Source organism: Bradyrhizobium sp. FW305-F6, from assembly GCF_058782905.1.
Window position 1 is genome coordinate 1,650,981 of the sequence record NZ_JBYSYD010000002.1, and the last position, 24,440, is coordinate 1,675,420.

The window sequence follows — 24,440 nt, forward strand, 5'->3', positions numbered from 1 at the left end:
GGCGGTTTAGCATTTTCCCGAGGGGAAGGAACAGTCCGCATGAAAAAAGGGCGGCACGGGACTTGAACCGGTAAAGAAGTCGGAAACCGTGGAGGCCCCACACTGCCCCACACCCGCACAGGACGGGCGGAACACGCCTCGAAAAGAGACATGATGGCACCATCAGGCACAATCCCAGTCAGCGGAGGCGTTAACGCCAAAGCTGCCGCACGTGTCGACTGGGTCGATTACGCCAAGGGCATCTGCATCATCATGGTCGTGATGATGCATTCGGTGCTGGGGGTCGAGCTTGCCGCTGGGCAGACCGGATTCATGCACGTGCTCGTCGCCTTCGCAAAGCCGTTCCGGATGCCGGATTTCTTCCTGATTTCGGGCCTGTTCCTGTCACTGGTGATCGATCGGGACTGGCGAACCTATCTCGACCGCAAGGTGGTGCACTTCGCCTATTTCTATGTCGTCTGGGTGACAATCCAGTTCGGCTTCAAGGCGCCGGCCTTCGCGGCGGAGACGAGCTGGGGCGCTGTCGGCTTGCTGTACCTCGAATCTTTCGTCGAGCCGTTCGGCACGCTGTGGTTCATCTATCTGCTGCCGATCTTCTTCGTCGTCACGAAACTGACACGCAAAGCTCCGCCGCTCGCGATCTGGCTCGTCGCCGCCGCACTGGAGACGGCACGGATCACGACCGGCTGGACCGTCATCGACGAGTTCTGTGCGCGCTTCGTTTATTTCTATTCGGGCTATCTGTTCGCGCCTTACGTGTTCGCGCTGTCGGATCGGGCGCGCAGTCATCCGGCACTCGCGCTTGCCGCGCTCGCGACCTGGGCACTGGTCAATGCCGGCCTCGTCGCGTCGGGCGCCAGCGAGTGGGCGATCGTCTCGCTCGTGCTCGGCTTCGCCGGCGCCTGCGCCATCATCGCGACCGGCGCGCTGCTCGCGCGCGCGCAGTGGCTGAACTTCCTTCGCTTCTGCGGCGAGCATTCGATCGTGATCTATCTCGCCTTCTTCCTGCCTATGGCGGCGACCCGAACGCTGCTGCTGCGCACCGGCGTCATCCCCGACATCGGCACCGTGTCGTTGCTCGTCACCATCGCCGGCGTGCTCGGAGCGCTGGCGATCTGGCAGGCCGCGCTACGCCTCAACGCCCGCTTCCTGTTCGAACGGCCCGACGCGTTCTGGATCGCACCGAGGAAAACGGGAGCGGTGTTGCAGGCAGCGGAGTAGCCGCACTCTTGGTGACCGGGCGATCCAGTACGCCGAGGCGCCAGCAATTGAACCGAGAAGCCGCGGCGTACTGGATTCCCCGCTTTCGCGGGGAATGACAGCGGAGGGTGCGGGAACGACGGTGGGGATAGCGGCAGCATCAAGCCAAAAATCCACCTCCGAAGGCTGTCAAAATCCGCAAAAATTCATACATTGCGGTCCATGCCCAAGACATCGCAGAAGACCACCGCCAAAGCTGACACCAAGGCCGCGCCGAAAGCTGCCGATACCAAGCCCGCCGCGACAGCTGCTGCCAAACCGGTCGCGGCGCGGGCGGCCGGCAAGGGCGACCACGTCTTCCTGGTCGACGGTTCCTCCTACATCTTCCGCGCCTATCACGCGCTGCCACCGTTGAACCGCAAATCCGACGGGCTCCAGGTCAATGCGGTGCTCGGCTTCTGCAACATGCTGTGGAAGCTGCTCCGTGAGATGCCTGAGGACAACCGGCCGACGCATCTGGCCATCATCTTCGACAAGTCGGAAATCACCTTCCGCAACAAGATCTATCCCGACTACAAGGCGCACCGGCCGCCGGCGCCGGATGATCTCATCCCGCAATTCGCGTTGATCCGCGAAGCCGTGCGCGCCTTCGACCTGCCCTGCCTGGAACAGGTCGGCTTCGAGGCCGACGATCTCATCGCGACCTATGTGCGGCAAGCCTGCGAGCGCGGCGCCAGCGCCACCATCGTGTCTTCCGACAAGGATTTGATGCAGCTCGTCACCGACTGCGTCACCATGTACGACACCATGAAGGATCGCCGCATCGGCATCCCCGAGGTGATCGAGAAGTTCGGCGTGCCGCCGAACAAGGTGGTCGAGGTGCAGGCCCTCGCGGGCGATTCCACCGACAACGTGCCCGGCGTACCCGGCATCGGCATCAAGACCGCGGCGCAGTTGATCACCGAGTATGGCGATCTCGACCAGCTGCTGTTCCGGGCCGGCGAGATCAAGCAACCGAAGCGCCGCGAGGCGCTGCTCGAGAATGCCGAAAAGGCGCGCATTTCCCGGCAATTGGTGCTGCTCGACGACAAGGTCGACCTCGAGGTACCGCTCGACGACCTCGCGGTGCACGAGCCCGATGCGCGCAAGCTGATCGCCTTCCTGAAGGCGATGGAATTCACGACGCTGACGCGGCGCGTCGCCGAATATGCGCAGATCGATCCCGCGAACGTCGATGCCGACCCCGGCTATGCCAGTGGAGCCAGCGTGTTCACGCCGCTGCCGCCCTCGGACGTCGTGCCCGCGCCGGGCGCCGACGCGCCGGTGCAAGCCCGGCCGAACCAGCCCAACAGATCGGCCGGCAAGGAAGACAAGGCCGCGAGCCCGAAGGGCGCGCCGGTCTCGCTTGCCGCCGCGCGGGAAGAGGCGCTGCGCAAGCTACCGGTCGACCGAGCCAAGTACCAGACGATCAAGTCGCTGAAGGAGCTTAACGCCTTCATCGCGCGCATCCACGATACCGGCCATGTCGCGATCGGCATCAAGGCCAATTCGATCGATCCGATGCAGGCCGATCTCTGCGGCATCGCCCTGGCGCTGGCGCCGAACGATGCCTGCTACCTGCCGCTGGCGCACAAGCAATCCGGCGGCGGAGCAGGCCTGTTCGATGCAGGCCTCGCGCCCGATCAAGTCAAGCACGCGGATGCCATCGAAGCCCTGCGGCCGGTGCTGGAATCGGCCGGCATCCTCAAGATCGGCTTCGACGTCAAGTTCACCGCCGTGATGCTGGCGCAGCACGGCATCACGCTGCGCAACATCGACGATGCGCTGCTGATCTCCTACGTGCTCGATGCCGGCCGCGGCTCGCATGCGCTGGAGCAGCTGTCCGAGCGTTGGTTCGGCCATGCCATGCTGAAGGAGGGCGAACTGCTCGGCAGCGGCAAGGGCAAGATCACCTTCGACCAGGTGCCGATCGACAAGGCCGCGCCGCTGTCGGCGGAAGCCGTCGACGTCGCCTTGCGCGTCTGGCGCGTGCTGAAGCCGCGCCTGGTCGCCGAGCACATGACCGCGGTCTACGAGACGCTGGAACGGCCGCTGGTCTCCGTGCTCGCGCGCATGGAGCGCCGCGGCATCTCGATCGACCGTCAGGTGCTGTCACGCCTCTCCGGGGACTTCGCCCAGACCGCAGCCCGCGTCGAGGCGGAGATTCAGGAACTCGCGGGCGAGCCCGTCAATGTCGGCAGCCCCAAGCAGATCGGCGATATCCTGTTCGGCAAGATGGGACTATCCGGCGGCACCAAGACCAAGACCGGCGCATGGTCGACCACCGCCCAGGTGCTCGACGACCTCGCCGAACAGGGCCACGATTTCCCGCGCAAGATTCTGGAGTGGCGCCAGGTCTCGAAGCTGAAGTCGACCTACACCGACGCGCTGCCGACCTATGTCAATCCGCAGACACATCGCGTCCACACCACCTACGCGCTGGCCGCAACCACCACTGGGCGGTTGTCATCGAACGAGCCGAACCTTCAGAACATCCCTGTTCGTACCGAGGACGGCCGCAAGATCCGCCGCGCCTTCATCGCCACGCCCGGGCACAAGCTGGTGTCGGCCGACTATTCGCAGATCGAGCTGCGGCTGCTCGCCGAGATCGCCGACATCCCCGTGCTGAAGCAGGCGTTCCGCGACGGGCTCGACATTCACGCCATGACGGCATCGGAAATGTTCGGCGTGCCGATCAAGGGCATGCCGAGCGAGATCCGCCGCCGCGCCAAGGCGATCAATTTCGGCATCATCTACGGCATCTCGGCGTTCGGCCTCGCCAACCAGCTCGGCATCGCGCGCGAGGAGGCCTCGGCCTACATCAAGAAATATTTCGAGCGCTTTCCCGGCATCCGCGCCTACATGGACGAAACGCGCGACTTCTGCCGCAGCCACGGCTACGTCACCACGCTGTTCGGCCGCAAGTGCCACTACCCCGACATCAAGGCCTCGAACGCCTCGGTCCGCGCCTTCAACGAGCGCGCCGCGATCAACGCGCGGCTCCAGGGCACCGCTGCCGACATCATCCGCCGCGCCATGACGCGCGTGGAGGAGGCGCTCGCCGAGAAGAAGCTGTCGGCGCAGATGCTCCTGCAGGTGCATGACGAATTGATCTTCGAGGTGCCGGACGCCGAGGTCGAGGCGACGCTCCCGGTCGTGCAGCGCGTGATGCAGGACGCGCCATTCCCGGCCGTGCTGCTGTCAGTGCCGCTGCATGTGGACGCGCGCGCGGCCAACAATTGGGACGAGGCGCATTGATCTTTTCTTCATCTCTCCCCGCAAGCGGCAGGGCAACCGCATATGGTTTTTCGAAAGACCTGAGCACGCGCCTCGCCCTTCGAGACGACCGCTTCGCGGTCCCTCAGGGTGAGGCTAAGCAGCACCGGTGCCGTTGAAACCAGCGAAACGCATGCGGTCCTCATCCTGAGGGCCCGCCAACGGCGGGCGTCTCGAAGGATGGCCACAGGCGAGATCACTCCCATATGCGATTGCCCTGCCGCCTGCGGTCTGAACACGGGGAGAGGTCGGATCGCCCTTGCGATCCGGGTGAGGGGGTACAGGTCTCACCATCATCTCACGTGTGGAGAGAGCCCCTCACCCCCACACTCTCGGCGCGAGCGCAGCTCGTCGCGGCCCCGTAAGAACGGGCGAGGGGGCGCACCGAGCTCGACGCACCACCACACCCGATTGTCCTCCGAGCAATTGCGCGATGGCCCGGCAAGACCTTGCATATTAGAACCGTGCCGTCCCCCGCACCGGTTCGCCCATGCCCCACACCTCCGCCCTGCTCGGCTTCGCCCTCGTCAGCCTCGGCCTCGTGCTCACGCCGGGACCGAACATGATCTACCTGATCTCGCGCTCGATCACGCAAGGGCCCGCGGCGGGCATCGTCTCGCTCGGCGGCGTCGCGCTCGGCTTCGTGTTCTACATGCTGTGCGCGGCGTTTGGCATCACGGCGCTGCTGCTGGCCATTCCCTTTGCCTATGACGCGCTGCGCTTTGCGGGCGCCGCCTATTTGCTCTGGCTGGCCTGGCAGGCGGTGAAGCCGGGAGGTCGCTCACCGTTCCAGGTCAGGAAGCTCGCAGTCGACAGCCCGCGCAAATTGTTCGCGATGGGCTTCATCACCAACCTGCTCAATCCGAAGATCGCGATGCTGTATCTGGCGCTGCTGCCGCAGTTCATCGATCCCGCCGCCGGCAGCGTGCTGACACAGTCGCTGGTGCTTGGAGCGATCCAGATCGCGATCAGCGTCAGCGTCAATGCGATGATCGCGCTGGCCGCCGGATCGATCGCGCTGTTCCTGGCGAACCGGCCGAGCTGGATGCTGGTGCAACGCTGGCTGATGGGCACGGTGCTGGCCGGGCTCGCGGTGCGGATGGCGGTCGAAGCGAAGAAGGTGTGAGGCGCAACGCTGTCATGCCCCGCGCAGGCGGGGCATCCAGTACCCCGCGGGGTCTCGGCTCAATCACTGGCGTCACGGAGTACTGGGTCACCCGCCTCCGCGGGTGACGACAACGCTCAGCGTCAATCCAGCTTTGCCTCCATGCCCCGCTTCACCGCCGGGCGCGCCATCAGCGCCTCGTACCAGCGCTTGACGTTGGGGAAATCGGCCAGATCAACCTTGTGGCGAGGATGACGCCAGGCCCAGCCCAGGATGGCAAAATCGGCAATCGAGAGCTCGCCGGCAACGAAGTCGCGCCCGTCCAGACGGCGGTCGAGCACGCCATAGAGCCGGCGCGTCTCGGCCATGTAGCGCTTCAGGCCGTAGGCGCGGTCCTGCTCGTTCTCCAGCGCGATGAAATGGTGCACCTGGCCGGGCATCGGGCCGAAGCCGCCCATCTGCCACATCAGCCATTCGTAGACAGGGATGCGCTGGCCAAGCGATTTCGGCAGGAATTTGCCGGTCTTTTCGCCGAGATAGAGCAGGATGGCGCCCGATTCGAAGATGCTGACCGGCTTGCCGTCCGGCCCCTCGAGGTCGACAATCGCTGGGATCTTGTTGTTCGGGGAGAGCTTGAGGAACTCAGGCGCCATCTGCTCCCCCTTGGTGATATTCACCGGGATCACCTTGTAGGGCAGCCCCATCTCCTCCAGCGCGACCGAGATCTTGCGGCCGTTCGGCGTGTTCCAGGTGTGCAGCTCGATGGTCATTTTGGGCACTTCCTCCCTGAGAAATCTGGGCATCCACCTAGCGCAGAAGGTCGCGCCCCCACAACCGGCGGCCGCGGGATGGCCGATCCCTGTTGACGGGGAGCGCCCCCTCTGGAATGTCGCCGCCGTGCCGGATAAATTCCGCTTCCTCCAAAAACCCTGTTCGAGGGAACGCCGTGTCGAAATCAGCCTCCCGCGCCCGCCTGTTCGAAATCATTCGCCGGCGCTCATTCGGCCGCGGCGAGGTGACGCTCGCATCGGGCCGCAAGAGCGATTTCTACTTCAACCTCAAGCCGACCATGCTCGACCCCGAGGGCGCGACGCTGCTTGCCGAGCTCACCTACGAGGCGCTGAAGGACGACCAGCTCGATTTCATCGGCGGGCTCGAGATGGGCGCGGTGCCGCTCGCCGGCGCGCTGGCGCAGATCTCCTGGATTAAGGGCCATCCGATCGCGGCGTTCTTCGTGCGCAAGAAGCCGAAGGAGCACGGCGCCAAGCTCGCGATCGAGGGCCTGCCCAAGGGCGAGACGCTGGCCGGCAAGCGCGTCGTGATCGTCGAGGACGTCACCACCACCGGCGGCTCGGCGATGAAGGCAGTGGAATCCGTGCGCGAGGCCGGCGCCAATGTGGTGCTGGTGCTGACCATGGTCGACCGCGAGGAAGGCGCCACCGACACCTTTGGCGCTGCCGACCTGCCGTTCCGCTCCCTGTACAAGGCGTCGGAATTCTTGAAGTCGTAGCGATTCTCGCTCCCGCGTCCCGGGCGCGCCGCAGAGGGCCCCGGCGCTGCCCTGCTTCCGAGGTACGACGGCGAAATCCGCGCGCGTTCAACCCTCATTTACCATCCGGTCTTATGGTGAATCATGTGCTGAGATCCTGAGGTCTCAGCCGGTTCAGTAGCGTCGGGTGGAGTGAACGTTGCGTACAGTCCTGTCCCATGCGCGCCGTCGCGCGATGCTTGTGGCCGCCAGTCTGGCAGCCCCGCTGCTCGCGGCCCCTGCCCCTGTCTCGGCCGAAGGCCTGTTCGATTTCCTCTTCGGCGGAATGCAGCAGCAGCGGCCGCAGCGCGAGGTGCCGCAGCAGACGAACTCCTATGCCGATCCCTTCACCGGCCAGCAGAATGCGGCGACACCGCAATATGTGCCGCCGACCCGCTCGGCGGCGGCCGGCGGCTCGGGCCCGGCCTTCTGCGTGCGCAGTTGCGACGGGAAGTATTTTCCGCTGATGCGCGGCCTCGTCTCGGCGGCGCAGATGTGTCAGGCGTTCTGTCCCGCCAGCGCGACCAAGGTCTATTTCGGCTCCTCGATCGATGGGGCCTATTCGCAGACCGGCGAGCGCTACGCCGACAGCGAAAACGCGTTCGCCTACCGCAAGGCGTTGCGCGCCGACTGCACCTGCAACGGCCGCGAGCCGGCCGGCCTCGCCCCGGTCGATCTCGCGCTGGACTCCTCGCTCAAGGCCGGTGACGTGATCGCCACCACCGACGGCCTTGTTGCCTATACCGGCGTTCGCGTCGGCAACGACCAGGCTGCGGATTTCACCCCGGTCGCCTCCTATCCCGGCCTCACCGCGCAGGTTCGTGCCCGGCTCGGCGAGATGAAGGTGGCACCGGTGCGCGCCGAGACGGTGTCGGCCGATGCGCCGGCCGCAGAGATCGTGCACGAGCCGCTACCGGATGTGACGGTACCGAAGACGGCGGTGCAGAAGCCGGCGAAGCGGGCGGGGTTGGAGTAGGGATGACGGCCGCCGGCCGTCACCTCCCGATGATCACCCCGATCACGTTTGGGGCGGACAGATATTTCTCCTCGATCGCCGCGCGCGCGGCGGCGCGGTTTTCCGGCGTCAGGAGACCGCGCTTCTCGGCCAGGATCATCCAGCAGAAGCCCCACCAATCGGTCAGCATGCCCTGATCGCCAACGAGGTCATAACCCTGCTCGGCCGCGAAGATGCGCGCATGCGCCTCGTCCAGCGTGTCGAGAAACAGATGGTCCTCGGTCGAGAACAGATCGTCGCTGATGTCGTCGATCGTGTAGCCCCAGATCGACTGGCACACCGCATTGAACTCGCGATCGAACTGGTCGTCGTCGACGGCGTAGCGCAGTGCCGCTTGATGCAGCCGCGACAGCGAGCGCGCGAAATCGGCGATCCGGGTGAGGGCAAATTGATCAAAGGCGATGGTGGACATGTAGTCCTCGCAAAGTCTGACAGACGCTAGATATTGTGTCGGCAACGCGCCGAATCACAATGATATATCAAAGACTTGCTAAAGTGTTCTTAATTTGTTCTGGAGAGGTACCGAACCTCAAAGGCAGCGCGACGCCGCGATGGCGTGGACGCGGCGATCGCCGAGGAGATGGGCGACAAAGCCGTTCTTCGGAAAGATCCTGGTGAAGGCGGCATCGCGGATGCTGAGGCCGCCGGCATAGGCGCCGAAGGCGGGCATCACGGCGCGCGTGCCGTCACAGGCGAAGCAGCGGCGCTCCATCGAGCGGCCGCGGGCCGAGACACGCGCCTTCGGGTGCAGATGGCCGGCGATCTCGCCGTGCGCGCCGGTCGGCTCGTGGCGGAAGGTGATCGGGCCGATCGCGACTTCGTCCGCGACGGTGCCGCCGAGATCGCGCGGCAGCTTGGGATCGTGATTGCCCGAGATCCAGATCCAGTCGCGGCCGGTCTGGAGTGCGGTGACGGCATTGCGGTCGTCCGGCGACAAGCGCTCATGCGCGCTGCGGTCGTGAAAACTGTCGCCGAGCGCAATGACGATTCGCGGATCATGGCGGGAGATGACAGCAGCGAGCCGGCCGAGCGTCGCGATGGTATCGTAAGGCGGCAGCAGCACGCCGCGCGCGGCGAAGCTCGACCCTTTCTCCAAATGCAGGTCGGAGACGACGAGCAGGCGCTGCTCGTCCCAGAACAGCGCGCCGGAAAGATCCGCCGCGAAGGTCACATCGCTAATCGTGACCCTGGAAACGCGCATGTCCTCGACATCCCCCGAAACTAGCGCGCCTGCCGTCACGTCTTACCCGCCTCGATCCATTGCCTCTTTGACGAGCTCGTCGGCGGCTTCGGCCAGGAGCTCGTCTGCAGCTTCGCCATAAACTGACTCGCGGCCGATTTCCAGCATCACGGGCACCGCGAGCGGGGAGACGCGGTCGAGTTCCCTGTGCGTGATGCGGCCGTGGATGCGCATCAACATGTCGCTGAGGCGGCGCAGATCGAGCAGGCCGGTGGCGGCGTCGGCGCGGGCGGCGCGCAGCAGCACGTGATCCGCCTGGTGCTTGCGCAGCACGTCATAGACGAGATCGGTCGAGAACAGCACCTGGCGGCGGCTTTTCTCTTCGCCGGTATGCCGCCGCGCGATCAGGCCGGAGATGATCGCGCAGTTACGGAAGGTGCGCTTCATGAGCGCGGATTCGGCAAGCCAGGCTTCGAGGTCGTCGCCGAGCATGTCGGGATCGAACAGTGCGTTGAGATCAATCCGGCCGCCCCGGATCATGAAGGAGAGATCGCCGAGCCCCCAGATCGCCACCGCATATTCATTGGCGACAAACCCGAGCGGCCGCGCACGGGCGCGCTCCAGCCGGCGCGTCAGCAGCATGCCGAGGGTCTGATGCGCAAGACGCCCCTCGAAGGGATAGCAGACCAGATAGTGCTTGTTGGCGCGGGGAAAGCTCTCGACCAGGAGCTCGCGCACGGCCGGCACCTGGCTGACGTCCTTCTGCAGCGACAGCCAGTCGCGCACCTGCTCCGGCAGGCCGCCCCATGCGCGGCCATCGTCGAGCAGGCGGCGCACGCGCTCGGCGAGATAGGTCGAGAGCGGAAACTTGCCCCCCATATAGGACGGCACCTTGGGGTCCTTGTCATGCGCACGCGAGACATAGACCTGGTCCTCGACCAGCGTTTCGTAGCGCACCACCTCGCCCGAGAACACGAAGGTGTCCCCGGGCGAGAGGCCCTCGATGAAGGCCTCCTCGATCTCGCCGAGCAGCCGGCCGCCGCGCGCGATCACGCCGGTCGAGCCGCCGGATTTTCCGGTCCCGCCGCCGCGCGAGCGCACCAGGCGCACCTTCAGCATGTCGTCCTCGACGATGGTGCCGACATTCATCCGGTAGCTCTGCCGTACCTTGGGATTGGCGACGCGCCAGCGCCCCTCCTTGTCCTGCTTGATGCGGGCGAAGCGCTCATAGGTCTTCAGCGCGTAGCCGCCGGAGGCGACGAAATCGACGACGTCATCGAAATCCTGCCGCGACAGGTCTGCATAGGGCGCGGCCGTGCGGACCTCGTCGTAGAGCTCATCGCTGAAAAAAGGCTCGCCGCAGGCGCAGCCGAGCACGTGCTGTGCCAGCACGTCGAGCGCGCCGGTGCGCAAGGGCGGCGTGTCCTGCGCGTTCTCGGCGATGGCATCGATCGCGACGCGGCACTCCAGCACTTCGAACCGGTTGGCCGGCACCAGCACCGCGCGCGAGGCTTCGTCGAGCCGATGGTTGGCGCGGCCGATCCGCTGCATCAGGCGCGAGGAGCCCTTGGGAGCGCCGATATTGACGACGAGATCGACATCACCCCAATCGACACCGAGGTCGAGCGAGGAGGTGCAGACCACGCCGCGCAGCCGGCCCGCAGACATCGCGTCCTCGACCTTGCGGCGCTGGGCGACATCGAGCGAGCCGTGATGCAGCGCGATGGCGAGGCCGTCGTCGTTCATGCTCCAGAGATTCTGGAACAGCATCTCGGCCTGGCTGCGGGTGTTGACGAAGACCAGCGTGGTCTTGTTGGCCTTGATCAGCTCGTAGATCTCGGGGAGCGCGTGGCGCGCGCTGTGGCCGGCCCAGGGCAGGCGTTCGCGCGTATCGAGCATCTCGACCAAGGGCGGGGCAGCACCGCCGGCGACGACGATGTCGGCCGCTCGCTCCTGGCCGCCGGGCTGCGGCACCAGGAAGCGCGCGAGCTGATCCGGCTCGGCGACGGTCGCCGACAGGCCGATGGCGCGCATCTGCGGCGCCAGCCGCCATAGCCGCGCGAGGCCGAGCGACAGCAGGTCGCCGCGCTTGGACGTCACCAGCGCATGCAATTCGTCGAGCACGATGCGTTTCAGCGAGGAGAACAGGAACGGCGCGTCGTCGGACGAAAGCAGCAGCGCGAGCTGCTCGGGCGTCGTCAGCAGCACGTCCGGCGGATAACGCCGCTGCCGCTGGCGGCGCGAGACCGGCGTATCGCCGGTGCGGGTCTCGACCCTGATCGGCAAGCCCATCTCGGCGATCGGCCGCTCCAGATTGCGTGCGATGTCGACGGCCAGCGCCTTGAGCGGCGAGATGTAGAGCGTGTGCAGGCCGCCGGCGCGTTGCAGATCGCGGCCGGCCGAGACGAGCCTTTGCTTCGCACCCGCGGTTCGTTCCGCCGTCTCCGTCGAAAGCTCCACCAGGGTCGGCAGGAATCCCGCCAGGGTCTTGCCGGCGCCGGTCGGCGCGATCAGCAGCGCCGAGCGGTCCTCGCGGGCCTTTTCCAGCAGCGCCAATTGATGGGCGCGCGGCGACCAGCCGCGGGCCGCGAACCACGCCTTGAAGCGGCCGGGCAGCAGCGCGGCCGGCTCGGCCGATTTTGGGAGGATACGGGGCGGCACGGCATGACAGGTAAGCCGTAGGAATGGCTTCGTCGAGGGGTGCCGCCCTCCCCGCCTGCACGAGGAGGATTATCGCATAGGCATCTTCCCCGCTTCGAGCGCACGCCTCGCCCTTCGAGAAGACCGCTTCGCGGTCTCCTCAGGGTGAGGTTAAGCAGCATTGCGCCCGTTGCGACTGCTGCCGCGCATTCCGCCCTCATCCTGAGGGCCCGCCAAGGGCGGGCGTCTCGAAGGATGGCCACAGCGGAGGTCCCTCTTACACGAAGAGGGCGAGCGCTCTCACGCCGTGACCGGCACCTGATCGAGGAATCCGGTCACGCTTCTGATGCGCCCGTTCTTCAACGCGACGAAATCTGTTCCCTTGATCGGGCTGTCGGCGCCTTCGGGACCGAGGCCCCAGGAAAAGCGGATGTGGTCGCCGTAACCGTTGGGCTCGCCGATCAGGTGGAATCTGAAATCGGGAAAGCGCTGCTGCACGCCGGATATCAGAGCGTCGATGCCGTCGGGCCCGTCGCCCTTCATCAGGGGATCGACATAGCTCGCATCCGGCGTCCAGTTTTCGCCGAGCAGCTCGCGGCGCCGGCCGGCCGAGCGCTCGTTCCAGAGCTCGATATAGTTGCGGGCGATGGTGACGGGATCGGTCATGTTGCTCTCCTTCGATGACGCCGTGTCCGGCTGACCGTCACTATCGAAGGTCCACGCGCGTTGATCGATTACCTCGGAGGTCATCAACGCGCGTGAAGATTTCGCGAGAATTACTTCGCGGCCGTCACCATGATCTCGACGGTGTATTGCGGCGCCGCCAGCTTGGCTTCGACGGTGGCGCGCGCAGGCGTATTGCCGGGCGAGACCCAGGCATCCCACACTGCGTTCATCTCTGCGAAGGTCTTCATGTCGGTGATGTAGATCGTGGCCGAGAGCAGCTTCGACTTGTCGGTGCCGGCCTTGGCAAGGTGGCCGTCGATGGTCGCCAGGATGTCCTGGGTCTGCTTCGTCACGCTTTCGCCGGCCGCCTTGTTGGCGACGACACCGGCGAGATAGACGGTGTTGCCGTGCACGACGACCTGGCTCATGCGCGGGCCGGTTTCGAAACGCTGGATGCTCATTGGGGATCTCCTCACTGGAATGGCGGCCCTGTCTAGCCCAGCACCTCGCGCTCTGCCACCCCAGGCGCGCATGCATCTGAAACGATGCATGCGCCATTCGCGACAAATCAGCCCACCGCCTTCGCTGCGGCGCGGCCGGCATTGCGGCCCGAGAACAGGCAGCCGCCGAGAAAGGTACCTTCCAGCGAGCGATAGCCATGCACGCCGCCGCCGCCGAAGCCGGCGGCTTCGCCGACGGCGTAGAGGCCGGGAATGACGCTGCCCTCCTCGCCGAACACGCGGGAGTCGAGGTCGGTTTCGAAGCCGCCCAGCGTCTTGCGGGTAAGGATGTTGAGCTTCACCGCGATCAGCGGCCCATGCGCGGGATCGAGGATGCGGTGCGGCGATGCGGTGCGGATCAGCTTGTCGCCGATATAGCGGCGCGCATTGTGAATGTTCATCACCTGCGCGTCCTTGACGTAAGGGTTGGCGATCTCGCGGTCGCGTGCCTCGATCTGCATCCTGATATGGTCGAGCTTGAGCAGGTCGCTGCCGGCCAGCTTGTTCATGGCGGCAACGAGGTCCTCGAGCTTGTCGCGCACGATGAAGTCGACACCATAGCTCTTGAACGCCTCCACCGGCGCCGGCGCGCCCTTGTTGGTGGCGCGGCGCAGGGTCATGCGCCAGCTCTTGCCGGTGAGATCGGGGTTCTGCTCCGAGCCCGACAGCGCAAACTCCTTTTTGATGATGCTCTGGGTCAGGATGAACCAGGAATAGTCGTAGCCGGTCGACATGATGTATTTGAGCTGGCCAAGCGTGTCGGAGCCGGGGAACAGCGGTGCCGGCAGCCGCGTGCCGGTGGCGTCGAACCACATCGAGGACGGGCCGGGCAGGATACGGATGCCGTGGCGCGGCCAGATGGGATTCCAGTTCTGGATGCCCTCGACATAGTGCCACATGCGGTCGCGGTTGATCAGCCGCGCACCGGTCTTTTCCGTGATGCCGATCATGCGGCCGTCGACATGCTCGGGAACGCCGGAGATCATGAACTTTGGCGGCGTGCCGAGCCGCTGCGGCCAGTTCTGCCGCACCAGCTCGTGATTGCCGCCGATGCCGCCGGAGGCGACGATGACGGCCTGCGCCTTCAACGCGAACTCGCCGATCACGCTGCGCGAGGAGCTCTTGCCGCGCTCGACATTGTCAGGCGCGAGGACGGCGCCGCTGACGCCATCCACCGTGCCGTTGGTGAGGGATAGCGCATCGACGCGGTGACGGAATTTGAACACGAGCCGGCCGCTCTTCACCGCCCCGCGCGCGCGGCGCTCGAACGGTTCGACGATACCCGGGCCGGTGCCCCAGGTGACGTGAAAGCGCGGCACGGAATTGCCATGGCCCATCGCATCGTAACCGCCGCGCTCGGCCCATCCGACCACGGGAAAGAAGCGATGGCCCATCGCGCGCAGCCAGCTGCGCTTCTCGCCGGCCGCGAAGGCGACATAGGCCTCCGCCCATTGGCGGGGCCAAAAGTCCTCGTCGCGGTCGAAGCCGGCGGTGCCGAGCCAGTCCTGCATGGCGAGGTCGAAGGAGTCCTTGATGCCGAGCCGGCGCTGCTCCGGCGAATCGACCAGGAACAATCCGCCGAACGACCAGAATGCCTGACCGCCGATCGACTGCTCGCCTTCCTGGTCGACCACGATCACGCGCTTGCCTGCGTCGGCAATCTCGGTGGCCGCCACCAGGCCCGACAGCCCCGCGCCGACGACGATGACGTCCGTTTCTTCAGCCATGCGTTCCCCCCTCCACCCTGTAATTGCCCGGATTGAAGCCAGCGGTTGCAACTGAGATCAAGAGTATGATCCGTAAGACCTCGTTAACTTGTTCCACTTCGGGAAAGAGACCGGCCGGGTGCAGCGCGGACGCAACACTGGATTTGAATTTGTTTTGAGGCGGCCAGCCTGCCTAGACAAAACCTCGGTTACGACCGACGCTAGCCGTGCATCACCACCTGACACGCAGATTCGAATTCGACTGGGGCGGGGGACAATGAGGTTTCTGACGGGGTTGCTTGCGTCGGTTCTCCTGATCGCGGGCATGGGGGCTTCTCACGCGGTGGTTCGGATCGCGGATGACCGCGGCGGCCGGATTGGAACCTACGTCGACAAATACCAGGACCTCAGGCAATCAGGCGAAACCGTCATCATCGACGGCCTCTGTGCCTCGGCCTGCACCATCGTCCTCGGTGCCATTCCGCACGACCGGATCTGCGTGACCTCGCATGCGACGCTCGGCTTCCACGCCGCCTGGGATTTCGGCGCCAATGGCCGCGCCGTCACCAATCCCGAAGCAACCCAGATGCTCTATGCGATGTATCCGTCGCAGGTGAAGCGCTGGATCGGCCAGCGGGGCGGACTCACCCACCGCATGCTTTTCCTGAAGGGCAAGCAGCTCGAGGCCATGTACAAGCCCTGCTACATGGACGCACAGGCCTCGACGGCCAAGCCGGCCCGGCGATCGCTCCCGCAGGCGGAGCCACTCGAATCCGCCCGCGGCCAGCTGCTGCACTGATCTTCGTGGCCTGACGGAAGTCTTTTCCCCCTGCCGGCGGCGTCTTGCCGGCAGGCGGGGCAAAGCCTATCTGAAAGCCTGGGAACCGGGGCCTTCGCCCCGATCGTCGTCATGGCTCGACCACTGCATCCAGCGCATCGACTATCGGACAATTCGCCCAATGCCGGCCGGATGCCATTCGTGCTGCTGTGGGCTGGCGCAGTCATCGGCGGTCTCGCCGTGACTGGAGCGCTGGCGCTCTGGTTCCACTACGGCAGCCAGGTGTTCTTCGAAATGATCAGGACCGGCCTGGCCGCCTGCTTCTGACCGCGACAGGAAGTTTTCCGCCCATGAGCTCCGCCACCCGTCCGCTGGTGATCGCGACCGCCTTCGCCGCAAGCCTCGTTGCCGGGCTGCTGATCATGTTCTGGGCCATGGGAGGGGTCAGCAAGGTGGCGCAGCCGGCCGCGATCGGCGGGCCATTCCAGCTGACCGACCAGAACGGCAAGGCCGTCACGGACAAGAGCCTGAGGGGCAAGCCGACCCTGATCTTCTTCGGCTACACCCATTGCCCCGACGTCTGCCCGACCTCGCTGTTCGAGATCTCGGAAGTGCTGCGCGCGATGGGCAAGGATGCCGACAAGGTCAATGCCATCTTCATCTCGGTCGATCCCGAGCGCGACACGCAGGCCGCGATGAAGGACTATCTGTCGAGCTTCGACCCGCATCTTCAGGGCCTGTCCGGCGATCCCGCCGAGACCGCCAAGGTCATCAGCTCCTACCGGGTCTATGCCAAGAAGATCCCGACCAAGGACGGCGACTACACCATGGACCACACCGCGCTGATCTATCTGATGGACCGCGAGGGGAGGTTCGTCTCGCCCTTCAACCTGAAGCGCACGCCTGAAGAGGCGGCGGCGGATCTGAAGAAGTATCTTTGAAGGCCTCGGCCGCGCGCGGCTGCTTCTCTGTCGTCATGGCCGGCCTTGACGGCGGAGTGAGCTTCACCTTGGCCACAATCGGCGCTCGCGTTCCCGGCGGGATGGTCTATAACGCCCTCCGATCCCAACCAAATTCTTTCATTCCCAGCCGATGGCTCCATCGCAACAGGCGAAATCGTCCAAATCTGCCCGTGGCTTGCTGGCGGGGCTGGCGGCCAGCCTTTGCCTGCTCGGCGGCCTCACCGAGGCGGGCGCGCAAGCCCCCGCCAAGCAGGCCCCGGCGGCCCCTCAGGCCACGCCGCAGGTTGTGCCTCAGGCCGCCCCGCAGGCCGTCCCCGGGTTCTGGGACCCAAGGCGGCGCCCCGAACGGCCGGACCTGTCGCGCCTGACCGTGATCCGCTTTTTGACCGAGACCGACTATCCGCCGTTCAACTTCACTGGTGCCGACGGCAACCCGGCCGGCTTCAACGTCGATTTCGCCCGCGCGCTGTGCGAGGAGATCAAGGTCACCTGCACGGTGCAGATGCGCCGCTTCGAGACGCTGGTCGACGCGCTCACCTCCAACCGGGGCGATGCCATCATCGCCTCGATGGCGGTGAGCCCGCAGCTGCGCGCCCGCGTCGACTTCACCGATCCCTATTACCGCGTGCCGGCGCGCTTCGTCTCGCGCAAGGACGCGGTGATGCCGGAGATCCGGCCCGAATATCTCGAGGGCAAGAAGGTCGGCGTCGTCGCCGGCTCCGCGCATGAGGCGTATCTGAAGGCGATGTTCACCGACGCCGAGTTGCATGCCTATCCCAATGACGATGCGTTGCGCGCAGCTTTGCGCAAGGGCGAGGTCGATTTCATCTTCGGCGATGCCATCTCGCTGGCGTTCTGGATCAACGGCACGGATTCCGGCGATTGCTGCGCCTTCTCCGGCGGTCCCTTCGTCGAGAGCCGCTTCTTCGGGGAAGGCATCGGCATCGCCGTGCGCAAGGGCAACGACGTGCTGCGCCAGGCCCTGAACTGGGCGATGTTCCGCGTCTGGGAGAAAGGCCGCTACACCGATCTGTGGCTGCGGTATTTCTCGGTGAGCCCGTTCTAGCCATCGTCGTTGCTCCTTCCGCCGTCATTGCGAGGAGCCCTTGCGACGAAGAAATCCAGACTGTCGCCGCAGAAGCAGCCTGGATTGCTTCGCGGAGCCTGTCATCGGGTCGCGCTCTGCGCGGGCCCGTTGGCTCGCAATGACGGTGCAAGAGGCAATAGCGCCCGCAAAATTGCATTTGGCCCGGAAATCGCTATTTTCCGCGGCCCGGAGGCCCCTGATGTCCGTTATCGATCTAGCCGCGAACCCGAGCGATTTGCGTGCGCTCGCCGAACAATCCAACGCCTGGCCGTTCGAGCAGGCGAAGGCCATTGTCGCGCGGCTGAAGAAGAACCCGAAGGACGAGGTGCTGTTCGAGACCGGCTACGGTCCGTCCGGACTGCCGCATATCGGCACGTTCGGCGAGGTCGCGCGCACCTCGATGGTGCGCCACGCCTTCCGCGTGCTCACCGAGGACAAGATCAAGACCCGCCTGCTCGCCTTCTCCGACGACATGGACGGCTTCCGCAAGGTGCCGGACAACGTGCCCAACAAGGAGATGCTGGCTGAACACCTCGGCAAGCCGCTGACGCGCGTGCCGGATCCGTTCTCGAATGAGTACCCATCGTTCGGCCACCACAACAATGCGCGGCTGCGCGCCTTCCTCGATCATTTCGGCTTCGACTACGAGTTCGCGAGCTCGACCGACTACTACACGTCGGGCCGCTTCGACGCGACGCTGCTGAAGATGCTCGCCGCCTACGACAAGGTGATGGAGATCATCCTGCCGACGCTCGGCCCCGATCGCCGCGCGACCTATTCGCCGTTCCTGCCGATCAGCAAGACGACCGGTGTCGTGCTACAGGTGCCGATGATCAGCCGCGACGTCGCGGCCGGCACGGTGACCTATGTCGATCCTGATACGAACCAGGAGGTCGAAACGCCCGTCACCGGCGGCAACGTCAAGTGTCAGTGGAAGGCCGATTGGGCGATGCGCTGGGTCGCGCTCGGCGTCGACTACGAAATGGCAGGCAAGGATCTCATCGACTCGGTCAAGCTCTCCGGCGCGATCGCCAGGGCGCTCGGCGCAACTCCGCCCGAAGGCTTCAACTACGAGCTCTTCCTCGACGAGAAGGGCCAGAAGATCTCGAAGTCGAAGGGCAACGGCCTCACCATCGACGAATGGCTGCGCTACGCCTCGCCGGAATCGCTGTCGCTGTTCATGTATCGCGAGCCGAAGGCGGCCAAGCGGCTGTATTTCGACGTCATCCCGCGCAACGTCGACGATTACCAGCAGTTCCTCGACGGCTTTCCCAAGCAGGACGGCAAGCAGCAGCTCGGCAATCCGGTATGGCACATCCACACCGGCAAGCCGCCGAAGGGCGACATGCCCGTCACCTTCCAGTTGCTCTTGACGCTGGTGTCGTCGTCGAACGCGGAGAACGCCGAGACGCTGTGGGGCTTCATCGGCCGCTATCGGCCCGGCGTGAGCCCACAAACGCATCCGAAGCTGGATGCGATGGTCGGCTACGCCATCAACTACTATCGCGACTTCGTCGCGCCGACGAAGCAGTTCCGCGTGCCCACCGACACAGAACGCGCGGCACTCCAGGATCTGCGCGATGCGCTGTCGCAGCTCGCGCCGGACGCCTCGGCCGAGGACATCCAGAACGTCGTCTACGAGATCGGCCGCCGCGAGCCGTTCCTCGACCAGGTCAAGAAGGGCAAGGACGGCCGCCCCGGCGTGACGCTGGACTGGTTCAACATGCTCTACCAGGTGCTGCTCGGCCAGGAAAAGGGCCCGCGCTTCGGCTCCTTTGTCGCGGTGTATGGCGTGCAGAACGCGGTCAACATGATCGACGGCGCGCTGGCAAGGAGCGCGTGAGCGCGCTTCCTCTGTCATCGCCCGGCTTTGACCGGGCGATCCAGTACGCCGCGGCAGTGGTCATGAATCGAAAGGCCGCGGCGTACTGGATTCCCCGCCTTCGCGGGGAATGACATCGACTACTTTGGCGAAGCAGCGGAGTGACGCCGCTCAGATCGAGCGCAGCACGTAGCGCCGGTTGTCCTTCTGAACCGGGCGCGCGTTCATCGGATAGAGCTTTGCGAACGAGGCGACATCGCTTGCTGCCACCTGGATGGGGGTGGTCAGCAACAGCCATTCGACTACTTCCGAGCAGGGCGGCGTCGTCAGCGACCCGGGATAACGGTAGTAGCTCAGCTTCGTTGGCAGCAGGGCGTGCGGATCGATGCCTGCATCGGCCTTCACCGCGGGGCCTTCCGCCGCGGGCATGGTCCTGACGATCTTGCTGAACGCCGGGTTGGGCCTGCGCTCGGCCATCAGCACGCCGACCACGGCGAGCCCACCGGCGTCGTTGCGATGGACGAAATGCGCCTCCATCGGGAAATTCTTGCCGCCGATCATGTGCTCGCTCGGGCGATGGAAGTGCACCTGAAGCAGCTTGTACTTGACGTTGCCGAGCATCAAGCTGCTGCCTTCGGCGAAGTTGAGCTGGATCGTGTGCCCGTTGTTGACGATGGTGTCGGCGCTCCTGCCCCAGTTCAGTTTGAGAACAGGCAATTGCGACTTGATCGACCCCTCGATGTCGATCGGCGACTGTTGCGCGCCGACCGCGCAGGCCTTGTTGGCCGCATCGAGATCGCCCCACTTGGCCGGACCGCCGGCGCCCTCATAACTCCAATGCGTGCCTTCGGCGGCGAAGGCCGGCTTGCAGAGCGGACATAGTGCAAGACCCGCCAGGGCCTTCAATGCGTGACGGCGATTCATCGTATTCCCCTAAAATAAAGCCGGAAGCCGTAGTATCTGCCGGAACCTATGCGAGAGGGCCGGTGAGTCGCAATGGAGATCGGGACGAAATGCGGCCCGCAGAAATGCGGATCACAAAGCCGCACGGGTCATCATCACTGGCTCGTCCACACGATTCGCGCGATCCACGCCACTTCGCCCGACGCAATGGATCGCACGGACTGCGATGCACCGAGCGACTGCAGCTCCAGCGCCTTTGCGGTACGGCGCTTCAGCGTTGCGATCGTCAGCTCGCCCGCTTTGCTCCTCACCAGCACGCGATCACCTTTGCGCTTGGGCGCGCCGGGCGAAACCAGTACGATGTCACCGTCGCGATAGACCGGTGCGAGCGCATTGCCGGAAATCCTCAGCGCAAAGGCGCGGCTATCCTCGGTGGCGGGAAGCGCGATCGCGGTCCAGCTCCTGCCGGAGGGAAGGCCGACCTCGTCGAAAGCGCCGCTCGCCCCGGCCTGCGCGAAGCCGAGCAACGGGACCGAGCGGCCGTCGCCGGCGCCATCACCGTCGATCAACTTCGCAAAGCTGTCGATCGAGGCGCCGGCCGCAGCCAGCGCCTTCGCGATCGATTCGGTCGAGGGCCAGCGCTCGCGGCCGTCGGCGGTGACGCGCTTGGACCTGTTGAAGGTGGTGGGGTCGAGCCCGGCACGCTTGGCAAGGCCCGAGGGCGACAGTCCGGCGCGCGCCGCCAACCGATCCAGCGCGGCCCAGATCTGGTCGTGAGTCAGCATCCTCTGCGCTTTGGCCTGTCCGACCATGGAAGGTCTAGCCCGTCGCAACTCAGGAAAACTATCCTCAAATCAAGCGGTTTTCCGTTTTCCGCGCAAGAGGCGGCGGACGACAGCGTCTACAAGCGAAGCGGGTACCGGTTCGCCTCGAGAAGACATGTCAAAACAACAACCTGGAGCCTTTCCGCCCCGATTTCACCGGAACGGTAAGGCTTGAGGTCTTGAGTTCGGAAGGGGCGGCCTTTACGGTCGCGGCCGGGTTTGAAGGACCCGCGAGAGACCAAAAAACTCAAAAGACTCAAAGAACAAACAAGGCTGCGGTAGCGGTGGTCAAGATCTACAAAATCTGTCCGGCCTCGGCCTGGCGCGAGGCGGAACGGCAGGGTGTCTACCGGGGCAGCGCGGACGATGCGCGCGACGGTTTCATCCATTTCTCGACCGCGCCCCAGCTTTCCGAGACCCTGCGCAAGCACTATTTCGGGCAACGCGCGCTGTTCCTGGTCGAGGTTGACGGCGATGCACTCGGCAGCGAGCTGCGCTGGGAGCGCTCGCGCAATGACGAGCTGTTTCCGCATCTCTATGGCGAACTCGATCTCGGCGCAGTGATCGGCGTGATGAACCTCAGCATGCGCTCCGACGGCGGACACGACGTTCCGGAGCTTGCTCCGTGATCCGCGCGTTCGACGCCTTTTCGCTGCCGGTGCTGCGCTGGCTCGACCCCGAGGACGCCCATCGCCTCGCGATCCAGGGCCTGCGCTTCCTGCCGCCGACCAAGCCGCGCGCCGATGACCCCAAGCTCGCGGTGCGCGCCTTCGGGCTCAACTTTCCCAATCCCATCGGCATGGCGGCCGGCTTCGACAAGAGCGCCGAGGTGCCGGACGCGCTGCTGCGGCTCGGCTTCGGCTTCGTCGAGATCGGCTCGGTGACGCCGAAGCCGCAAGAAGGCAACCCGCGGCCGCGGCTGTTCCGGCTCGAACGCGACGAGGCCATCATCAACCGCATGGGCTTCAACAACGACGGCGCGGACGTCGCACTGCGCCGGCTCGCTGCGCGGGCGCAGCACGGCGGCATCGTCGGCGTCAATGTCGGTGCCAACAAGGATTCGCCCGATCGCGTCGCCGATTACGTCAAGCTGATCGAGACCTTCGCGCCGGTGGCGAGCTATTTCACGGTCAACGTCTCCTCGCCGAACACGCCCGGCCTGCGCAATCTCCAGGAAGGCGCACTGCTCGACGAGCTCCTCGCGCGCGTGATCGACGCGCGCGAGCGCGTCAGGCAGAAGGCCGGCGACACGCCGGTATTGCTCAAGATCGCTCCGGATCTCAGCCTCGCCCAGCTTGACGACGTCGTGCAAGTCGCGCGCTCGCGCCGCGTCGACGGCATGATCGTGTCCAACACCACGATCGCGCGGCCGAGCACGCTGCGGGAGCAGACCCGGGCGAAGGAGCAAGGCGGCCTGTCCGGGCGGCCGCTATTCCGTCTGTCGACGCGCATGGTCGCTGAGACCTATGTCCGTGTCGAGGGCGCGTTCCCGTTGATCGGCGTCGGCGGCGTGGACTCCGGTGGCGCCGCGCTGACCAAGATCCGCGCCGGCGCCAGCCTGATCCAGCTCTATTCGTCGCTGGTTTACAAGGGCCTCGGTCTCGTCGACGAGATCAAGCGCGACCTCACCTCGACGCTGCTCCGCACCGGGCGGGATTCGCTGTCCGAGATCGTCGGCGCCGATGCCGCGACGCTGACCGCGGAAGACTGGCCGGGGGTGTGAGGCCCTTCCAGTGCCCCGGACGCAGCGCAGCGCGCCGACTTCGGCGTGGTGCGCTACAGAGCCGGGGCCCATGTGGCGGCGCTCTGGGTCCCGGCTCTGCGCAGCAGCGTTTCACGCTGCAGCGCGTCCGGGACATGAACATTTCCTCGCAGCGCTCGCCTACGGTCTCGAGAACGTCGCCCGATACAGCGCCTGGTATCTCGCACCTTGCAGGCCACCGCGCGCGACGTAGAACGCGATCAGCGCGCACCACAGCCCGGTGTTGCCGAGGGATTGCAGCGCCAGCCAGACGCCGAAGAAGATCGCGAGCGAGGCCAGCATCAGATTGCGCATCTCGCGCGCCCAGGTGGCGCCGACATAGATGCCGTCGAAGCCGAACGCGAACACGCCGGGGATCGGCGCCAGCACGATGAACGGCAGGAACTCGCGCGCAGCACGGCGAACTTCCTCGCTGGCCGTCATGACATTGATCAGGTTGGGACCGAACAGCGCGAACAGCACCGAGACGACAATCGCGAAGCCGAGTCCCCACAGCAGCACCAGTCGGGTGGAATCCAGGAAACCTTTTGCGTCGCGTGCCCCCAGCGTGCGGCCGCAGAGTTGCTGGGCCGCGTTGCCGATGCCGTCGAGGAAGAAGGCGCTGACCAGCAGGAAATTGTTGAGAACGGAGTTCGCCGCCAGCGTCACGTCGCCGGCGCGCGCGCCCTTGGCGGTGAAGAACAGGAACACGGCGATCAGCGCCGCTGTGCGGATCAGGATATCGGTGTTCACCGCCAGCAGCCGCATCAGCTTTTCGCGGTCGAACAGCGTTGCACGGGGGACGGCGAAGCCACCGGCGGCGAAGCGTCGGCACACGATCAGGCCGAGCACGAAGCCTGATGTCTCCGACAGCAGCGCGGCGATCGCTGCGCCGGCGATGCCGGTGTCATAGACCAGCACCAGCAAAATCGTCGCCGCCATGTTGACGAGGTTGATGACGACCTGCAGCGCAAGCGCCGGATTGGCACGGCCTTGTCCCACCAGCCAGCCGAGGATGACGTAGTTGGCGAACGCGAACGGCGAGGACCAGATCCGGATCATGAAGTAGGTCTTGGCGGCCCGCGTCACGCCGTCGCTGCCACCCATCAGGTCGAACAGCACGCCGGCGAGCGGAAGTTGCAGCACGATCAGCGCGAGCCCGATCAGGCCGGCGACGATGAAGCCGCGCACCAGGATCACGGTCTGCTCCCGCGTCTCGCCGGCACCGAGCGCCTGCGCGGTAAACGCCAGCGTGCTCATGCGCAGGAAGCCGAACAGCCAGAACAGGCAGTCGAAGATGATCGAGGCCATCGCGACGCCGCCAAGCAGCGCGGCATCATCGAGCCGCCCGATCGCGGTGGTCGAGACCACCCCGATCAGCGGCGTGGTCAAGTTCGCGACCATGGCCGGTCCGGCAATGGCGAACACTTGTCGGGAGCTGATCCTGGGATGAACCGGCGCGTGCATG

22 protein-coding genes are annotated in these 24,440 nt (G+C 65.5%); 12 read left to right on the forward strand and 10 right to left on the reverse strand.

Features of this window, described 5'->3' with window-relative positions; genetic code table 11:
* Positions 1–153 precede the first annotated feature (153 nt).
* From AC3WLX_RS19180 to AC3WLX_RS19190, 3 genes are all read left to right on the forward strand, one after another.
* Positions 154–1,221, forward strand: a complete 1,068-nt coding sequence (locus AC3WLX_RS19180) for an acyltransferase family protein (protein ID WP_492337323.1) — start codon at positions 154–156, stop codon at positions 1,219–1,221.
* Positions 1,222–1,422: 201 nt separating this feature from the next.
* Positions 1,423–4,497 carry a DNA polymerase I gene (gene polA / locus AC3WLX_RS19185; protein WP_492337119.1) on the forward strand — a complete coding sequence of 1,025 codons (3,075 nt, stop codon included), beginning with the start codon at positions 1,423–1,425 and terminating at the stop codon, positions 4,495–4,497.
* Between the two features lie 508 nt (positions 4,498–5,005).
* The gene (locus tag AC3WLX_RS19190) at positions 5,006–5,641 is read left to right on the forward strand and encodes a LysE family translocator (RefSeq protein ID WP_492337120.1); all 636 of its coding nucleotides are present in this window, start codon (positions 5,006–5,008) and stop codon (positions 5,639–5,641) included.
* 122 nt (positions 5,642–5,763) lie between these two features.
* On the opposite strand, the gene AC3WLX_RS19195 is transcribed toward AC3WLX_RS19190, so the two are convergent.
* A complete protein-coding gene (locus tag AC3WLX_RS19195) occupies positions 5,764–6,390 on the reverse strand; it encodes a glutathione S-transferase family protein (RefSeq protein WP_492337121.1) in 627 nt (208 codons plus the stop codon).
* A gap of 176 nt (positions 6,391–6,566) precedes the next feature.
* Here AC3WLX_RS19195 and pyrE point away from each other — a divergent pair, with 176 nt between their 5' ends.
* Both pyrE and AC3WLX_RS19205 read left to right on the forward strand, forming a co-directional pair.
* Entirely contained in the window at positions 6,567–7,130 is a 564-nt protein-coding gene (gene pyrE / locus AC3WLX_RS19200; RefSeq protein WP_492337122.1) for an orotate phosphoribosyltransferase, read from the forward strand.
* Between the two features lie 214 nt (positions 7,131–7,344).
* Positions 7,345–8,124: a DUF2865 domain-containing protein gene (locus AC3WLX_RS19205; protein WP_291630799.1), complete on the forward strand. Its 780-nt coding sequence runs from the start codon at positions 7,345–7,347 to the stop codon at positions 8,122–8,124.
* 19 nt (positions 8,125–8,143) lie between these two features.
* On the opposite strand, the gene AC3WLX_RS19210 is transcribed toward AC3WLX_RS19205, so the two are convergent.
* The 6 genes from AC3WLX_RS19210 to AC3WLX_RS19235 form a co-directional block, all read right to left on the reverse strand.
* The gene (locus tag AC3WLX_RS19210; RefSeq protein WP_291630796.1) at positions 8,144–8,575 is read right to left on the reverse strand and encodes a hypothetical protein; all 432 of its coding nucleotides are present in this window, start codon (positions 8,573–8,575) and stop codon (positions 8,144–8,146) included.
* A 117-nt stretch (positions 8,576–8,692) separates the two neighbouring features.
* Positions 8,693–9,364 (reverse strand): ligase-associated DNA damage response endonuclease PdeM, encoded by a 672-nt coding sequence (gene pdeM / locus AC3WLX_RS19215; RefSeq protein WP_492337123.1) that lies wholly within the window; start codon positions 9,362–9,364, stop codon positions 8,693–8,695.
* Between the two features lie 42 nt (positions 9,365–9,406).
* Positions 9,407–12,004, reverse strand: coding sequence for a ligase-associated DNA damage response DEXH box helicase (locus AC3WLX_RS19220; RefSeq protein ID WP_492337124.1), 2,598 nt, complete (start codon positions 12,002–12,004; stop codon positions 9,407–9,409).
* A 279-nt stretch (positions 12,005–12,283) separates the two neighbouring features.
* Positions 12,284–12,649 (reverse strand): nuclear transport factor 2 family protein, encoded by a 366-nt coding sequence (locus AC3WLX_RS19225; protein WP_492337125.1) that lies wholly within the window; start codon positions 12,647–12,649, stop codon positions 12,284–12,286.
* 110 nt (positions 12,650–12,759) lie between these two features.
* The gene (locus AC3WLX_RS19230) at positions 12,760–13,110 is read right to left on the reverse strand and encodes a RidA family protein (protein WP_025032572.1); all 351 of its coding nucleotides are present in this window, start codon (positions 13,108–13,110) and stop codon (positions 12,760–12,762) included.
* A gap of 107 nt (positions 13,111–13,217) precedes the next feature.
* A complete protein-coding gene (locus AC3WLX_RS19235; protein WP_492337126.1) occupies positions 13,218–14,876 on the reverse strand; it encodes an FAD-binding dehydrogenase in 1,659 nt (552 codons plus the stop codon).
* Between the two features lie 256 nt (positions 14,877–15,132).
* Here AC3WLX_RS19235 and AC3WLX_RS19240 point away from each other — a divergent pair, with 256 nt between their 5' ends.
* The 5 genes from AC3WLX_RS19240 (at position 15,133) to AC3WLX_RS19260 (ending at position 19,525) form a co-directional block, all read left to right on the forward strand.
* Positions 15,133–15,654, forward strand: a complete 522-nt coding sequence (locus AC3WLX_RS19240) for a hypothetical protein (protein ID WP_291627718.1) — start codon at positions 15,133–15,135, stop codon at positions 15,652–15,654.
* A 111-nt stretch (positions 15,655–15,765) separates the two neighbouring features.
* Positions 15,766–15,960, forward strand: coding sequence for a hypothetical protein (locus tag AC3WLX_RS19245; protein ID WP_291627720.1), 195 nt, complete (start codon positions 15,766–15,768; stop codon positions 15,958–15,960).
* Between the two features lie 23 nt (positions 15,961–15,983).
* Positions 15,984–16,574 carry an SCO family protein gene (locus AC3WLX_RS19250; protein ID WP_492337127.1) on the forward strand — a complete coding sequence of 197 codons (591 nt, stop codon included), beginning with the start codon at positions 15,984–15,986 and terminating at the stop codon, positions 16,572–16,574.
* Between the two features lie 151 nt (positions 16,575–16,725).
* On the forward strand, positions 16,726–17,661 hold the full coding sequence (locus tag AC3WLX_RS19255) for an ABC transporter substrate-binding protein (protein WP_492337128.1): 936 nt from the start codon (positions 16,726–16,728) through the stop codon (positions 17,659–17,661).
* Positions 17,662–17,881: 220 nt separating this feature from the next.
* The gene (locus tag AC3WLX_RS19260; protein ID WP_492337129.1) at positions 17,882–19,525 is read left to right on the forward strand and encodes a lysine--tRNA ligase; all 1,644 of its coding nucleotides are present in this window, start codon (positions 17,882–17,884) and stop codon (positions 19,523–19,525) included.
* Between the two features lie 150 nt (positions 19,526–19,675).
* On the opposite strand, the gene AC3WLX_RS19265 is transcribed toward AC3WLX_RS19260, so the two are convergent.
* Both AC3WLX_RS19265 and AC3WLX_RS19270 read right to left on the reverse strand, forming a co-directional pair.
* Positions 19,676–20,428, reverse strand: a complete 753-nt coding sequence (locus AC3WLX_RS19265) for a carbonic anhydrase (RefSeq protein ID WP_492337130.1) — start codon at positions 20,426–20,428, stop codon at positions 19,676–19,678.
* Positions 20,429–20,562: 134 nt separating this feature from the next.
* Positions 20,563–21,219 (reverse strand): S24 family peptidase, encoded by a 657-nt coding sequence (locus AC3WLX_RS19270; protein ID WP_492337131.1) that lies wholly within the window; start codon positions 21,217–21,219, stop codon positions 20,563–20,565.
* Between the two features lie 296 nt (positions 21,220–21,515).
* On the opposite strand from AC3WLX_RS19270, the gene AC3WLX_RS19275 reads away from it, so the two are divergent.
* Both AC3WLX_RS19275 and AC3WLX_RS19280 read left to right on the forward strand, forming a co-directional pair.
* Positions 21,516–21,860 carry a DUF952 domain-containing protein gene (locus AC3WLX_RS19275; protein WP_492337132.1) on the forward strand — a complete coding sequence of 115 codons (345 nt, stop codon included), beginning with the start codon at positions 21,516–21,518 and terminating at the stop codon, positions 21,858–21,860.
* A complete protein-coding gene (locus tag AC3WLX_RS19280) occupies positions 21,857–22,954 on the forward strand; it encodes a quinone-dependent dihydroorotate dehydrogenase (protein WP_291628991.1) in 1,098 nt (365 codons plus the stop codon). Before AC3WLX_RS19275 ends, AC3WLX_RS19280 begins: the two co-directional genes overlap by 4 nt.
* A gap of 159 nt (positions 22,955–23,113) precedes the next feature.
* Here the strand turns inward: AC3WLX_RS19280 and AC3WLX_RS19285 are convergent, their stop codons facing one another.
* Positions 23,114–24,439 carry an MATE family efflux transporter gene (locus tag AC3WLX_RS19285; protein ID WP_492337133.1) on the reverse strand — a complete coding sequence of 442 codons (1,326 nt, stop codon included), beginning with the start codon at positions 24,437–24,439 and terminating at the stop codon, positions 23,114–23,116.
* Position 24,440: the final 1 nt, after the last annotated feature.

Excerpts from the sequence above, each read along its gene's own strand:
- AC3WLX_RS19235 (WP_492337126.1), bottom strand. The coding sequence starts at position 14,876 with ATGGCTGAAGAAACGGACGTCATCGTCGTCGGCGCGGGGCTGTCGGGC.
- AC3WLX_RS19230 (WP_025032572.1), bottom strand. The coding sequence starts at position 13,110 with ATGAGCATCCAGCGTTTCGAAACCGGCCCGCGCATGAGCCAGGTCGTC.
- AC3WLX_RS19240 (WP_291627718.1), top strand. The coding sequence starts at position 15,133 with ATGAGGTTTCTGACGGGGTTGCTTGCGTCGGTTCTCCTGATCGCGGGC.
- AC3WLX_RS19285 (WP_492337133.1), bottom strand. The coding sequence starts at position 24,439 with ATGCACGCGCCGGTTCATCCCAGGATCAGCTCCCGACAAGTGTTCGCC.
- AC3WLX_RS19270 (WP_492337131.1), bottom strand. The coding sequence starts at position 21,219 with ATGGTCGGACAGGCCAAAGCGCAGAGGATGCTGACTCACGACCAGATC.
- AC3WLX_RS19190 (WP_492337120.1), top strand. The coding sequence starts at position 5,006 with ATGCCCCACACCTCCGCCCTGCTCGGCTTCGCCCTCGTCAGCCTCGGC.
- AC3WLX_RS19255 (WP_492337128.1), top strand. The coding sequence starts at position 16,726 with ATGGCTCCATCGCAACAGGCGAAATCGTCCAAATCTGCCCGTGGCTTG.
- AC3WLX_RS19250 (WP_492337127.1), top strand. The coding sequence starts at position 15,984 with ATGAGCTCCGCCACCCGTCCGCTGGTGATCGCGACCGCCTTCGCCGCA.
- AC3WLX_RS19180 (WP_492337323.1), top strand. The coding sequence starts at position 154 with ATGGCACCATCAGGCACAATCCCAGTCAGCGGAGGCGTTAACGCCAAA.
- AC3WLX_RS19210 (WP_291630796.1), bottom strand. The coding sequence starts at position 8,575 with ATGTCCACCATCGCCTTTGATCAATTTGCCCTCACCCGGATCGCCGAT.
- AC3WLX_RS19265 (WP_492337130.1), bottom strand. The coding sequence starts at position 20,428 with ATGAATCGCCGTCACGCATTGAAGGCCCTGGCGGGTCTTGCACTATGT.
- polA (WP_492337119.1), top strand. The coding sequence starts at position 1,423 with ATGCCCAAGACATCGCAGAAGACCACCGCCAAAGCTGACACCAAGGCC.
- AC3WLX_RS19260 (WP_492337129.1), top strand. The coding sequence starts at position 17,882 with ATGTCCGTTATCGATCTAGCCGCGAACCCGAGCGATTTGCGTGCGCTC.
- AC3WLX_RS19205 (WP_291630799.1), top strand. The coding sequence starts at position 7,345 with ATGCTTGTGGCCGCCAGTCTGGCAGCCCCGCTGCTCGCGGCCCCTGCC.
- AC3WLX_RS19195 (WP_492337121.1), bottom strand. The coding sequence starts at position 6,390 with ATGACCATCGAGCTGCACACCTGGAACACGCCGAACGGCCGCAAGATC.
- AC3WLX_RS19245 (WP_291627720.1), top strand. The coding sequence starts at position 15,766 with ATGGCTCGACCACTGCATCCAGCGCATCGACTATCGGACAATTCGCCC.
- AC3WLX_RS19225 (WP_492337125.1), bottom strand. The coding sequence starts at position 12,649 with ATGACCGATCCCGTCACCATCGCCCGCAACTATATCGAGCTCTGGAAC.
- pdeM (WP_492337123.1), bottom strand. The coding sequence starts at position 9,364 with ATGCGCGTTTCCAGGGTCACGATTAGCGATGTGACCTTCGCGGCGGAT.